The sequence below is a fragment of the Pseudomonas massiliensis genome, from assembly GCF_000826105.1.
Lineage (GTDB): Bacteria > Pseudomonadota > Gammaproteobacteria > Pseudomonadales > Pseudomonadaceae > Aquipseudomonas > Aquipseudomonas massiliensis.
This window is the reverse complement of record NZ_CCYK01000007.1, coordinates 357,527-370,425: the sequence shown is the minus strand read 5'-3', so window position 1 is coordinate 370,425 and position 12,899 is coordinate 357,527. Positions and strand designations below refer to the sequence as shown.

Below are 12,899 nucleotides of genomic sequence, written 5' to 3'. Positions count from 1 at the left end.
GCGGCTTGCCGCTTGTAGCTCGAAGTTCTAGAAATAACCCTGACGCTTCTTGTCTTCCATGGAACCCGCGCCATCGTGGTCGATGACCCGCCCCTGGCGCTCGGAGGTACGCGTCAGCAACATTTCCTGGATGATGTCGGTCAGGCTCTTGGCGTCGGACTCGACTGCGCCGGTCAGCGGATAGCAACCCAGGGTACGGAAGCGGACCTTCTTCTTGACGATACGCGCTTTTTCTTCGTCGCTGAGGTGTTCGAGAATACGCTCGTCGTCGATCATGATCAGGGTGCCGTTCTTTTCGATCACGTCACGCTCGGCGGCGAAGTACAGCGGAACGATCGGGATCTGCTCCAGATAGATGTACTGCCAGATGTCCAGTTCGGTCCAGTTGGACAACGGGAACACGCGGATCGACTCGCCCTTGTTCACCTTGCCGTTGTACAGGTTCCACAGCTCGGGGCGCTGGTTCTTGGGGTCCCAGCGGTGCTTGCTGTCGCGGAACGAGTACACCCGTTCCTTGGCACGGGATTTTTCCTCGTCGCGTCGAGCACCACCGAAGGCTGCGTCGAAACCGTACTTGTCCAGCGCCTGCTTCAGGCCCTGTGTCTTCATGATGTCGGTATGCTTGGCGCTACCGTGAGTGAAGGGATTGATGCCCTGAGCCACGCCCTCGGGATTGATGTGCACGAGCAGGTCCAGGCCCATCTCCTCGACCATGCGGTCGCGGAACTTGTACATCTCCTGGAATTTCCAGCGGGTATCCACATGCATCACCGGGAACGGCAGCTTGCCCGGGAAGAAGGCCTTGCGTGCCAGATGCAGCATCACCGCCGAATCCTTGCCGATGGAATACAGCATCACCGGATTGTCGAACTCGGCTGCCACCTCACGAATGATGTGGATACTCTCCGCCTCGAGCTGTTTCAAGTGCGTCAGTTTATCGACCATGGCTACTCACGGATTGCTTTGCAGATGGGGACGGCCTACGGGCCGTTTTGGAGCCGGACACTGTATCACAGGGTCTGCGGCATATAAGGCACGCGTCTTAGACCCAAAAGGTATGAGCATATGCCCGCCAGTTAGACCGGATTCGGGCAATCTATAAAATGATGCTCCAGGGCGAACCGCTGCGCCAGATACTCACCCAGGGCCTGCACTCCATAGCGCTCGGTGGCGTGGTGTCCTGCGGCGATGAAGGACACGCCATTTTCGCAGGCACTGTGGAACGTCTGCTCTGAAGCTTCCCCGGTCAGGTAAAGATCGACGCCGGCGGCAATGGCAGTATCGATATAACCCTGCCCGCCTCCAGTGCACCAACCCACCCGGCGTACGGGCTGTCCGTTGCAGACCACCAGCGGCTCACGCTGCAGCACCTGAGCGACCCGCCGCGAGAACGCCAGGGCAGTTTGAGGAGTATCCAGCGACCCCACCAGCCCTACCACCTTTGGATCCGCCGGGTCCAGCGGACCTTCGACAGTCAACCCCAGGCGGGCCGCCAATTGGGCGTTATTGCCTACCTCCGGATGCACATCCAGGGGCAGGTGATAGGCCAGCAGGCTGATGTCATGACGTAGCAGGGTTTTGAGCCGACGCTGCTTCATGCCTACCACGCAAGGGTTTTCCCCCTTCCAGAAATAGCCATGGTGTACCAGCACCAGGTCCGCGTCGGCGGCGACCGCGGCATCGAGCAGCGCCTGGCTGGCCGTTACCCCACTGACGATACGCCTTACCTGAGGGCGCCCTTCCACCTGGAGCCCATTGGGGCAGTAATCGGCCATCCGGGCGCTGCCCAGGTAACGGTCGGCTTCCTCGACCAGGGTGCTGAGTGACACGGCCATAAAACTCTCCATAAAGGCAGTTCGCGGGGGCCGAAGCCCTCGTATAATGGCGCCCATTATGCGGCCGCCCCGGCCCTGTGAAAACGCTCCCTCCTTTAGGACCCCCCGATGTCGATCGTCCTGCGTTATTTCAGCTGGCCTCTGGTGACCGGCGTTCTGGTCGCGCTCCTGATCATCCTACGCTTTCCGGAATGGGTAGGGCTGCCCAGCCAGGACGTGAACCTGCAACAGGCACCGCAATCGGCGACCGTCATCCAGGGTCCGATTTCCTACGCCGACGCGGTGACCATCGCCGCCCCGGCCGTGGTGAACCTCTATACCACCAAGGTCGTGAACAAGTCCTCGCATCCCTTGTTCGAAGACCCTCAATTCCGCCGCTTCTTCGGCGACAACCTGCCGCGCCAGCGCCGCTGGGAATCCAGCCTGGGGTCGGCGGTCATCATGAGCCCCGAGGGCTACCTGCTGACCAACAACCATGTGACCTCCGGCGCCGATCAGATCGTGGTGGCCTTGAAGGATGGCCGGGAAACCCTGGCGCGGGTCATTGGCAGCGACCCGGAAACCGACCTGGCGGTATTGAAGATCGACCTGAAGAACCTCCCCGCCATCACCATCGGCAGCTCGGACAACCTGCGCATCGGTGATGTGGCGCTGGCCATCGGCAACCCCTTCGGTGTCGGCCAGACCGTCACCATGGGCATCATCAGCGCTACCGGTCGCAACCAGTTGGGCCTCAATACCTATGAAGACTTCATCCAGACAGACGCGGCCATCAACCCAGGCAACTCGGGCGGTGCCCTGGTCGACGCCAATGGCAACCTGACCGGCATCAACACCGCCATTTTCTCCAAGTCTGGCGGTTCCCAGGGTATCGGCTTCGCCATTCCGACCAAGCTGGCCCTGGAAGTCATGAAGGCGATCATCGAGCACGGCCAGGTGATACGCGGCTGGCTGGGCATCGAAGTTCAACCGCTGACCGAAGACCTGGCCGAATCCTTTGGCTTGAAAGACCACCCGGGAATCGTAGTAGCGGGCGTATTCCGGGACGGTCCGGCGCAGAAGGCGGGGCTGCAACTGGGCGACGTCATTCTCAGCATCGACAAAGAGCCCGCCGCCGATGGCCGTAAGTCCATGAACCAGGTGGCACGCACCAAACCCGGCGACAAGATCGATATCGAGGTGATGCGCAAGGGCAAAACCCTGAAACTCACCGCCGAAGTGGGCCTGCGTCCGCCGCCGGCGCCGGCCGCGCCCAAGGAAGAGTAGGCGCCAGCGAAGCGGTAGAATCGGCCAGCAGTCAGGGCCGGTTCGTCAGCTGCCGCTGCCCCCCGTCCGACGTTTCACGTCCTGCCTGACTGCCCCTCCGGTGGAAGCAAGCGAACAAAGCTTTTCGCTTGCTGACGCCAGCCGCCTGGGTTACAGCGCGTCCAGCAACCCTCGGTTCTGTTCCGGCGTGCCGATGGTGATACGCAGGAACTGGGCGATGCGTGGCTGCTTGAAGTGGCGAACGATCACGCTGCGCTCACGTAGATGCGCGGCGACCTGCGCAGCGTCCCGCTCCGGATGGCGCGCGAAGATGAAGTTGGCGCCCGAAGGCAGCACCTCGAAGCCGCGCTGCCGCAGCTCGGCGGCCAGCTTTTCCCGGCTGTCGATCACGCGTCCACGGGTTTCGTCGAACCAGGCGCGATCTTCGAAGGCCGCGGCGGCCCCGGCCAGGGCGATGCGATCCAGAGGATAGGAGTTGAAGCTGTTCTTGACGCGTTCCAGAGCCTCGATCAGGTCCGGATGCCCTACTGCCAGGCCTACCCGCAGCCCGGCCAATGAGCGGGACTTGGACAGTGTCTGGGTCACCAAAAGGTTCGGATAGCGATCTACCAGCGCGATGGCGCTGTCCCCACCGAAATCGATATAGGCTTCGTCGACCACCACTACCGAATCCGGACTGTCGGCCAGGATCCGCTCGATGGCATCGAGCCCAAGCAGGCAGCCGGTTGGCGCGTTGGGGTTGGGGAAGATGATGCCGCCGTTGGGGCGCGCATAGTCGGCGGGTTCGATCTCGAAGCGGTCATTGAGCGCGACCTGTTCGAAGTCGATGCCATAGAGCCCGCAATAGACCGGATAGAAGCTATAGCTGATGTCCGGGAAGAGCAGTGGGCGCTCTTGCTGGAACAACCCGTGGAAAATATGCGCCAGCACTTCATCCGAGCCGTTGCCAACGAACACCTGCCCCGGCTGCACGTTATAGAAAGCGGCCACGGCCTGCTTCAAGCGGTCGCCGTTCGGGTCGGGGTACAGGCGCAGGTCATCGCCGATCTGCGCCTGCATGGCTTGCAATGCCAAGGGTGAGGGGCCGTACGGGTTCTCGTTGGTGTTGAGCTTCACCAGGTTGTTCAGCTTTGGCTGCTCGCCCGGCACATAGGGCACCAGTTGCTTGACGAAGGGGCTCCAGAATTTGCTCATGGTCAGGCTTCCTTGATTCGGTATTCAGCGCTACGTGCGTGAGCGGTAAGGGACTCGCCCCGAGCCAGTACCGAGGCCGTGCGCCCCAGCACGGACGCACCCTCGTCCGAGCAGAAGATCACCGACGATCGCTTCTGGAAGTCGTAGACACCCAGCGGTGAAGAGAACCGGGCGGTACCGGAGGTAGGCAGTACGTGGTTCGGCCCGGCGCAATAGTCGCCAAGGGCCTCGCTGGTGTGACGCCCCATGAAGATGGCCCCGGCATGACGAATCGAAGGCAGCCATTGACGCGGATCGGCTACCGATAGCTCCAAGTGCTCGGGAGCGATCCGGTTGGCCACTTCGATGGCCTGGGCCATGTCGGCCACCTTGATCAGCGCGCCGCGGTTGTTCAGCGAGGTACGGATGATCTCGGCCCGCTCCATGGTGGGCAACAGCTTGTCGATGCTCAGTGCCACCTGGTCAAGGAAGGCCTGGTCCGGACTGACCAGGATCGCCTGGGCGTCCTCGTCATGCTCGGCCTGAGAGAACAGGTCCATGGCGATCCAGTCCGGGTCGGTGCCGCCATCGCAGACCACCAGGATCTCCGACGGGCCTGCGATCATGTCGATACCTACCTTGCCGAAGACATGGCGCTTGGCGGTGGCTACATAGATGTTCCCCGGGCCGACGATCTTGTCCACCGGGGGAACGCTTTCGGTGCCATAGGCCAGCGCCGCGACGGCCTGGGCGCCACCGATAGTGAACACTCGGTCCACACCGGCGATGCAGGCGGCGGCCAGCACCAGCTCGTTCACCTCGCCACGGGGCGTCGGCACCACCATGACCACTTCGGGCACGCCCGCGACCTTGGCCGGAATGGCGTTCATCAGCACCGACGAGGGGTAGCTGGCCTTGCCACCGGGCACATAGAGCCCGGCGCGGTCGAGGGGCGTGACCTGCTGCCCAAGCACCGTGCCATCGGCCTCGGTGTAGCTCCAGGAATCCTGTTTCTGTTTTTCGTGATAGGCACGCACGCGGGCAGCAGCCGTTTCCAAGGCTTCCCGCTGGGCTGGGGTGATGCGCTCCAAAGCCTGCTCCAGCCGGGCCCGTGGCAGGATCAGGTCCGTCATGGCCTTGGCCTGCACCCCATCGAAGCGCTGGGTGTATTCCACCAGGGCCGCGTCGCCCCGTTGGCGCACCGCGTCGATGATTTCCAGCACGCGACCGTTCACAGCGTCATCGGAAACGCTTTCCCAGCTCAGCAGATGATCCAGATGCCGCGCGAAATCCACAGTAGTGGCGTCAAGTCGGCGGATGGCGGTCGGTTCGGTCATGGCTGGCCTCGGTCTGCGAGTGTGTAACGGGATGGGTAATCTAGCAGGGCCACCACGCCATTTGGGCCTTTCCTTCGATCGAAGGCGGCTATGGCGTGGATAGCGAAGCGCGCAGGATGCGCGCCGAAGGGTCAGGCCCGGTGTCGGGATTCCACTGCCTTGCGCAGGGTCTCGATCAGTGCCTGGATGCGGGCATGCTGCATCTTCATGGACGCTTTGTTCACGACCAGGCGCGAACTGATGTGGGCGATCAGCTCCTGGGGTTCCAGGCCGTTGGCCCGCAAGGTGTTGCCGGTGTCCACCACGTCGATGATCTTGTCCGCCAGGCCTACCAGCGGGGCAAGCTCCATCGAGCCGTAGAGCTTGATGATATCGACCTGGCGGCCTTGTTCGGCGTAATAGCGCTTGGCGACGTTGACGAACTTGGTCGCTACCCGCAGCCGCCCCTTGGGCACGGGTGCCCCGATGGCGCCGGCGGTCATCAGGCGACACCGGGCGATCTTCAGGTCGAGGGGTTCGTACAGGCCCTGGCCGCCATACTCCATGAGCACGTCCTTGCCCGCCACGCCGAGGTCGGCGGCGCCGTGCTCGACGTAGGTGGGCACGTCGGTGGCACGCACGATCAGCAGGCGGACATCATCCTGGGTAGTGGGGATGATGAGCTTGCGGCTCTTGTCCGGATCCTCGGTCGGGACGATGCCCGCATCCGCCAGCAACGGCAGGGTGTCGTCGAGGATACGGCCCTTGGACAAAGCGATGGTCAGCATGGAAGAAGCAGAGCCCTTTTCTTTCGTTAACGATGCAGGATGGCCGAAGCCGCCAGGTGCGTTGGCGCTAGCCCGGCACGCGGCGGATCCTGGCGCCCAGCATCTGCAGTTTTTCCTCGATGCACTCGTAGCCACGGTCGATGTGGTAGATGCGGTCGATCAGGGTATCGCCTTCGGCAACCAGGGCTGCCAACACCAGGCTTGCCGAGGCGCGCAGGTCGGTGGCCATCACCGGGGCGCCCTTGAGGCCTTCCACGCCAGTGACCACGGCGGTATTGCCTTCGACCAGGATATGCGCACCCATGCGCAGCAGCTCGTACACGTGCATGAAACGGTTTTCGAACACGGTCTCGATGACCGCCCCGGTGCCTTCGGCAACGGCGTTCAGGGAGATGAACTGTGCCTGCATGTCCGTAGGGAACGCCGGATAGGGGGCGGTACGCAGGTTGACCGCGCGCGCGCGCTTGCCGTGCATGTCCAGGGCGATCCAGTCTTCACCGGAGGTGATCTCGGCACCGGCTTCGCGCAGCTTGTCGAGCACCGCCTCGAGGATGGTCGGGTCGGTATCCTTGAGCTTGACCCGGCCACCGGTCACGGCAGCGGCTACCAGGTAGGTACCGGTTTCGATGCGGTCGGGCATGACCTTGTAGGTGGCCGAATGCAGACGCTCCACACCCTCGATGGTGATGGTGTCGGTGCCAGCGCCCTGGACGTTGCCACCCATGGCATTGATGAAGTTGGCCAGGTCGACAACTTCCGGCTCGCGGGCGGCGTTCTGCAACACGGTGCGCCCCTTGGCCAGGGCCGCGGCCATCATGATGTTCTCGGTACCGGTCACGCTGACGGTATCGAAGAAGAAGTTGGCGCCGCGCAGCCCGCCTTCCGGTGCCTTGGCCTTGATGTAGCCACCTTCCACGTCGATGACCGCGCCCATGGCTTCCAGGCCTCGGATGTGCAAATCCACCGGACGCGAGCCGATGGCGCAGCCGCCTGGCAAGGCGACTTCCGCCTCGCCGAAGCGGGCGACCATCGGGCCCAGCACCAGGATGGACGCACGCATGGTCTTGACCAGTTCATAGGGCGCGACCAGTGTCTTGATGGTGCGCGGGTCGATCTCCACTGCAAGCTTTTCGTTGATCACAGGCTCGATGCCCATGCGCCCGAACAGCTCGATCATGGTGGTGATGTCGTGCAGGTGCGGGAGGTTCGCCACCGTGACCGGCCCATCGGCCAGCAGGGTTGCCGCCAGAATCGGCAGGGCGGCGTTCTTCGCGCCGGAAATGCGGATCTCGCCATCGAGGCGGGCACCGCCGGTAATAATCAGTTTGTCCATAACACTCTCGAAGCCTATGGCTCAGGTGCGCTCAGCCCAGGCTGCGCGGGTGAAAAATTTCATCGTCACGGCATGGATGCTGCCATCGGCGATCCAGGGATTGAGGTGCGAATAGACCTGCTGCTGACGCTTGACCGGGCTGAGCGCGGCCAGCTCGTCGCTGATGACGTTCAACTGGAAGTTGCAGCCTTCGCCTTCGACTTCCACCTGGACTTGGGGCAGCTTCGCTTCAAGGAAGCTTTTGACTTCTAGGGCCTGCATGATCAACCTCGGTCGGCGCCCTGTGCGCGCGGGTCGGCCATGATACAAAAAAAGCCCGCTGGCTGCGAGCTTCGCAGACCAGGCGGGCTTTTCCCGAGCACGGGTGTCAGGCGCTGCGCAGCAAAGGCGAAACGCCACAGACCTCGGCAATCTGGCACAGGTCCGTCGGCATGTGGCTCACGCTCAGCGTCTTGCCAGCTGCCTGGGCATCACGGGCCAGCGCCAGCAACAAGGACACGCCCACGCTGCTGGCCTTCTCCACGGCGCGGCAATCCACCACCACCTGGCCGCCGCTTACCCGCGGCACCAGATCCCGGGCCTCGGCGCGCAGGCTGGTCCCGGTGCGGTAATCCAGCACGCCTTGCAGATGCAGCTGGTTGTCTACCAGCCTTAACGAAGCCAGGCTCATTGCTGCTCCTGCAAAGGCTGGTTGCCGGCGGCTTCCTTGGCCTTGGCGACCTCGCCAGCCCAGCCGTCGATGGTCTTGTCCAGGTCGTTGCCGTTTCGCTGCATGGCGTCGGCGAACTGGTCGCGGAACAGCTTGCCGATGTTGATGCCGTTGACGATCACATTCCGCACTTTCCACTGGCCCTGGACCTTCTCCAGCGTATAGGAAACCGGGTAGACCGCACCGTTGTTGCCGCGCACCTGCATGCCGACGGAGGTCCGCTCACCGCTTTCGTCCTTGGGCGGGTCGACCGTGATGCCTTGGTTGTTGTACTCGAGCAGGGCGTTGCCATAGAACTGGAACAGGCTGCGGCGGAAGTTTTCCTGGAAGCGAGCCATCTGCTCCGGCGTCGCCTTGCGCGAATACTTGACCGTCATGATGCTGCGCGAGATGCCGTCGGCGTCCACCACAGGGCCCACGATGCGGTTGAGCGCGGCGTAGAAGGCCGAGGGGTTGTGGCGGTAGGCGTCGCGATTGGCGCTCAGGTCGGCCAGCAGCTCGTCGGTGGTGCCCTTGACCAGGTCATGGGCGGAGCTGCCCGCCGCGGCATTGGCCAGTAGCGGCACGGCCAGCAGCATGGCGACCAGGGCTCGACGCAAAATGGCTATCATGTGAACTCCTTTATTTCGCTTCTTTGCTCACGTTATTGAGCAAGAATTTGCCAATCAGATCCTCCAGCACCAGCGAGGATTGTGTGTCATGGATTGTCTGACCGTCCTTCAGGACGGCACTCTCGCCACCCACGCTCACCCCGATGTACTTCTCGCCCAGCAGGCCGGCCGTCAGGATGGAAGCGGTCGAATCCACCGGCAGGTTATCCACGCTCTTGTCCAGTTGCAGCGTCACCCGACCGGTGAAGGTGTCCTTGTCCAGGTCGATGGCGGTGACCTTGCCGATGGTCACGCCAGCCATGGTCACCTTGGCTCTGACAGTCAGGCCGGCGATATTGTCAAAATATGCGTAGAGTTTGTAAGTGTCGTGGGCGGAGGTCGGGGATAGCCCGCTGACCCGTAGGGCCAGCAGCAACAGCGCGAGGATCCCGGCCAGCAGAAACAGGCCGACACCGACTTCCAGGGTGCGGTTTTGCATTAGAAATCTCCAAACATCAAAGCGGTCAAAATGAAGTCCAGGCCCAATACGGCCAGGGAGGCGTAGACCACGGTACGGGTAGTCGCGCGGCTGATTCCTTCTGACGTAGGGTCGCAGTCATAGCCCTGGTACACCGCGATCCAGGTGACCACGAAGGCGAACACAAGGCTCTTCACCACGCCATTGAGGACATCCTCGGTAAAGCTGACGCTGTTCTGCATGTTGGCCCAGAACGACCCTTCATAGACCCCGAGCCAGTCCACCGCTACCCAGGACCCGCCCCAGATGCCCACGACGCTGAACATGGCCGCCAGCACCGGCAGGGAAATGAAGCCCGCCCAGAGCCGCGGCGCGATGATGTACTTGAGCGGGTCGACGCCGATCATTTCCAGGCTGGAGAGCTGCTCGGTGGCTTTCATGTTGCCGATTTCCGCGGCCAGGGCCGAACCCGCGCGCCCGGCGAAGAGCAAGGCGGTGACCACTGGCCCCAGCTCACGCAGCAAGGTCAGGGCAATCATCTGGCCTACCGCCTGCTCGGAACCGTATTTGGCCAGGATGCTGAAACCCTGCAGCGAGAGCACGCCGCCAATGAAGATCCCGGATACCACGATAATGGCCAGGGATAACACACCGACCGAGTACAGCTGCCGCACCAGCAGGGCAAACCCACCGGACACTCCGCCGCGACTGAATAAGGCGTGAAGAAGAAACAGAGTGGCGCGACCCAGCCCTGCGATGATGTCGATGGCAGCTCGCCCCAAGAGGCGAACCCGCTCCACTATGGACCTGCGACGCATCAGCGCTTCCCCAGAAAGTCTTCGGCCAAGGCTGGCGCGGAAAAATGGAAAGGAACCGGCCCGTCTGCCTGGCCTTTCATGAACTGACGGATGCGCGGGTTATCCGAGGCCATCAGCTCGGCCGGGGTACCCTGCCCCAGCACCTGACCGTCGCCCACTACATAAAGGTAATCGGCGATGCTCGCGGTTTCGGCCAGGTCGTGGGACACCACGATACTGGTGATCCCCAGGGCGTCGTTGAGCAATCGGATCAGGCGCACCAGCATGCCCATGGCGATCGGGTCCTGGCCGACGAAAGGCTCGTCGTACATGAGGATCTGCGGGTCCATGGCGATAGCGCGCGCCAGGGCCACCCGGCGCTTCATGCCTCCGGAAAGCTCGTCGGGCATCAGCTCCACCGCACCGCGCAGCCCCACGGCCTGCAGCTTCATCAGCACAATGTCGCGAATCATTTCCTCGGGCAGGTCGGTATGCACCCGTAGCGGGAACGCCACGTTCTCGAAGACGTCCAGGTCCGTGAACAGCGCGCCACTCTGGAACAGCACGCCCATGTGCTTGCGGGCATCGAACAGGTCACTGCGCGACAGCTCCGGCAGGTTCTGCCCGTTCACCCATACCTGGCCCTTGGCGGGCCGCAGCTGAGCGCCCATCAGGCGCAGCAGGGTCGTCTTGCCGCAGCCGGACGGCCCCATGATCCCGGTGACCTTGCCGCGTGGAATGCGGATATCCACATTCTCGAAAATGCTGCGCGCGCCGCGCTTGAAGGTAACGCCCTTCAGCTCGACGGCGTAGGCGTGTTCAGCACTCATTCGTTCTCCTTGCGATGCGACATTCCCCTGAAGACGTGTGAGCCACAGGCCAGGGCACACCGCCGCCGGAGGTCGACAAGCGGCGCACTATACCACCGACCTCCGCGCGGGGAACCGCCCGCGCTTGCCGATGCGCCCTGGGCCTGGCCGCGCCGGCGGCGCCAGCCAGCGACTCGCCCGGCCTTGTTGCGAAGGCGCAAATGACCGGCTGCGCCGGGCCGTGCGCGCTACCGGCAATCCGGATATAATCCCGGCCTTTTCTCAGGCTGACCTGCTCCGCATGAACCAGACCCGCGACCTTATCCAGTCCGCGCAGCGCACCATCGCTCTTGAACTCAAGGCGGTGGAAGGCCTGCTCGAGTCCATAAACGCTGATTTCGTCCACGCCTGCGAGATGATCCTGGCCAGCAGCGGGCGCGTCGTGGTCATGGGCATGGGCAAGTCGGGCCATGTCGGGCGCAAGATCGCCGCCACCCTGGCCAGCACCGGAACGCCGGCCTTCTTCGTGCATCCAGCCGAGGCCAGCCACGGCGACATGGGCATGATCACCCCGGCCGACATCGTTCTGGCGCTGTCCAATTCCGGTACCACCGCGGAACTCGTCACCCTGGTACCACTGATCAAGCGCCTTGGCATCGGCCTGATCAGCCTTACCGGCAATCCGGAATCCACCCTGGCCAAGGCCGCCGAAGTACATCTGAGCGCCCGGGTGGATCAGGAAGCCTGCCCCCTGAACCTGGCGCCTACCTCGTCCACCACCGCGGCGCTGGTGCTGGGTGACGCGCTGGCGGTAGCCCTGCTCGAAGCACGCGGGTTCACCGCCGAAGACTTCGCGTTTTCGCACCCGGGCGGGGCCTTGGGGCGACGCCTGCTGTTGAAGGTCGAGCAATTGATGCACAGCGGGGCCGCCCTGCCGAAGGTCACGCGCGGCACGCTCCTGAAGGAAGCCCTTCTGGAAATGTCGCGCAAGGGGCTGGGCATGACCGTGGTGATCGAAGAGGACGGCCGCCTGGCCGGCGTCTTCACCGACGGCGACCTGCGCCGCAGCCTGGACCGCAGCCTGGACATCCAGGCCACGCGCATCGAACAGGTGATGACCGTTCACGGCAAGTCCGTTACCCCTGAAATGTTGGCGGCCCAGGCATTGAAGATCATGGAAGACCACAAGATCGGCGCCCTGGTGGTGGTCGATGAACAGGATCGCCCGGTTGGCGCGGTGAACATGCATGACTTCCTCCGTGCGGGGGTCGTGTGATGGATCACGCCCTGCTGGAACGCGCGAGCCGGATCAAACTGGCGGTTTTCGACGTCGACGGTGTGCTCACCGATGGCCGTCTTTACTTTCTGGAAGACGGCAGCGAGATCAAGGCGTTCAATACACTCGATGGCCAGGGCATCAAGATGCTCATGGCCTCGGGCGTGACAACCGCCATCATCAGCGGCCGCACCAGCGCCGCGACCGAACGCCGCGCACGCAACCTGGGCATTGCGCACCTGTACCAGGGCCGCGAGGACAAGCTCGTGGTCCTGGATGGGCTTATCCAGACGCTGGGCCTGTCTTACGAGCAGGTCGCCCACCTGGGCGACGACCTTCCGGACCTGCCGGTCATCCGGCGCGTGGGGCTGGGCATGGCAGTGGCCAATGCCGCCGACTTCGTGCGCCGGCACGCCCATGGCGTGACCCAGGCCAAGGGTGGCGAAGGCGCGGCTCGTGAATATTGCGAACTCATCCTGCGGGCCCAGGGCAACCTGGACGCCGCGCTGAACCACTACCTGTAGGCACC

General features: G+C 63.3%; 15 protein-coding genes. 3 read left to right on the top strand and 12 right to left on the bottom strand.

The window, feature by feature from the left end:
• Positions 1-27 precede the first annotated feature (27 nt).
• Both cysD and BN1188_RS12545 read right to left on the bottom strand, forming a co-directional pair.
• Positions 28-945 (bottom strand): sulfate adenylyltransferase subunit CysD, encoded by a 918-nt coding sequence (cysD, locus tag BN1188_RS12550; protein WP_040261811.1) that lies wholly within the window; start codon positions 943-945, stop codon positions 28-30.
• Between the two features lie 131 nt (positions 946-1,076).
• Positions 1,077-1,835 carry a Nif3-like dinuclear metal center hexameric protein gene (locus BN1188_RS12545; RefSeq protein ID WP_040261810.1) on the bottom strand — a complete coding sequence of 253 codons (759 nt, stop codon included), beginning with the start codon at positions 1,833-1,835 and terminating at the stop codon, positions 1,077-1,079.
• A 108-nt stretch (positions 1,836-1,943) separates the two neighbouring features.
• On the opposite strand from BN1188_RS12545, the gene algW reads away from it, so the two are divergent.
• Positions 1,944-3,101, top strand: a complete 1,158-nt coding sequence (algW, locus tag BN1188_RS12540; protein WP_040261809.1) for a Do family serine endopeptidase AlgW — start codon at positions 1,944-1,946, stop codon at positions 3,099-3,101.
• Positions 3,102-3,251: 150 nt separating this feature from the next.
• On the opposite strand, the gene hisC is transcribed toward algW, so the two are convergent.
• From hisC to BN1188_RS12490, 10 genes are all read right to left on the bottom strand, one after another.
• Positions 3,252-4,295, bottom strand: coding sequence for a histidinol-phosphate transaminase (gene hisC, locus BN1188_RS12535; protein WP_040261808.1), 1,044 nt, complete (start codon positions 4,293-4,295; stop codon positions 3,252-3,254).
• Positions 4,296-4,297: 2 nt separating this feature from the next.
• Entirely contained in the window at positions 4,298-5,611 is a 1,314-nt protein-coding gene (gene hisD, locus BN1188_RS12530; RefSeq protein ID WP_040261807.1) for a histidinol dehydrogenase, read from the bottom strand.
• A gap of 131 nt (positions 5,612-5,742) precedes the next feature.
• Entirely contained in the window at positions 5,743-6,378 is a 636-nt protein-coding gene (hisG, locus tag BN1188_RS12525) for an ATP phosphoribosyltransferase (protein ID WP_040261806.1), read from the bottom strand.
• Between the two features lie 67 nt (positions 6,379-6,445).
• Positions 6,446-7,711: a UDP-N-acetylglucosamine 1-carboxyvinyltransferase gene (gene murA, locus BN1188_RS12520; RefSeq protein WP_040261805.1), complete on the bottom strand. Its 1,266-nt coding sequence runs from the start codon at positions 7,709-7,711 to the stop codon at positions 6,446-6,448.
• A 21-nt stretch (positions 7,712-7,732) separates the two neighbouring features.
• Positions 7,733-7,972 carry a BolA family protein gene (locus tag BN1188_RS12515; protein WP_040261804.1) on the bottom strand — a complete coding sequence of 80 codons (240 nt, stop codon included), beginning with the start codon at positions 7,970-7,972 and terminating at the stop codon, positions 7,733-7,735.
• 106 nt (positions 7,973-8,078) lie between these two features.
• Positions 8,079-8,381, bottom strand: a complete 303-nt coding sequence (locus tag BN1188_RS12510; protein WP_040261803.1) for an STAS domain-containing protein — start codon at positions 8,379-8,381, stop codon at positions 8,079-8,081.
• On the bottom strand, positions 8,378-9,031 hold the full coding sequence (locus BN1188_RS12505) for an MlaC/ttg2D family ABC transporter substrate-binding protein (RefSeq protein WP_040261802.1): 654 nt from the start codon (positions 9,029-9,031) through the stop codon (positions 8,378-8,380). The genes BN1188_RS12510 and BN1188_RS12505 overlap by 4 nt, the downstream gene beginning before the upstream one ends.
• A gap of 10 nt (positions 9,032-9,041) precedes the next feature.
• A complete protein-coding gene (gene mlaD / locus BN1188_RS12500; RefSeq protein WP_040261801.1) occupies positions 9,042-9,509 on the bottom strand; it encodes an outer membrane lipid asymmetry maintenance protein MlaD in 468 nt (155 codons plus the stop codon).
• The gene (mlaE, locus tag BN1188_RS12495) at positions 9,509-10,306 is read right to left on the bottom strand and encodes a lipid asymmetry maintenance ABC transporter permease subunit MlaE (protein WP_040261800.1); all 798 of its coding nucleotides are present in this window, start codon (positions 10,304-10,306) and stop codon (positions 9,509-9,511) included. Before mlaE ends, mlaD begins: the two co-directional genes overlap by 1 nt.
• Positions 10,306-11,115, bottom strand: a complete 810-nt coding sequence (locus BN1188_RS12490; protein WP_040261799.1) for an ATP-binding cassette domain-containing protein — start codon at positions 11,113-11,115, stop codon at positions 10,306-10,308. The genes mlaE and BN1188_RS12490 overlap by 1 nt, the downstream gene beginning before the upstream one ends.
• 280 nt (positions 11,116-11,395) lie before the next feature.
• On the opposite strand from BN1188_RS12490, the gene BN1188_RS12485 reads away from it, so the two are divergent.
• Complete coding sequence (locus BN1188_RS12485; RefSeq protein WP_040263901.1) at positions 11,396-12,370, top strand: KpsF/GutQ family sugar-phosphate isomerase; 975 nt, start codon at positions 11,396-11,398, stop codon at positions 12,368-12,370.
• On the top strand, positions 12,370-12,894 hold the full coding sequence (locus tag BN1188_RS12480) for a KdsC family phosphatase (protein WP_040261798.1): 525 nt from the start codon (positions 12,370-12,372) through the stop codon (positions 12,892-12,894). The genes BN1188_RS12485 and BN1188_RS12480 overlap by 1 nt, the downstream gene beginning before the upstream one ends.
• Positions 12,895-12,899 lie beyond the last annotated feature (5 nt).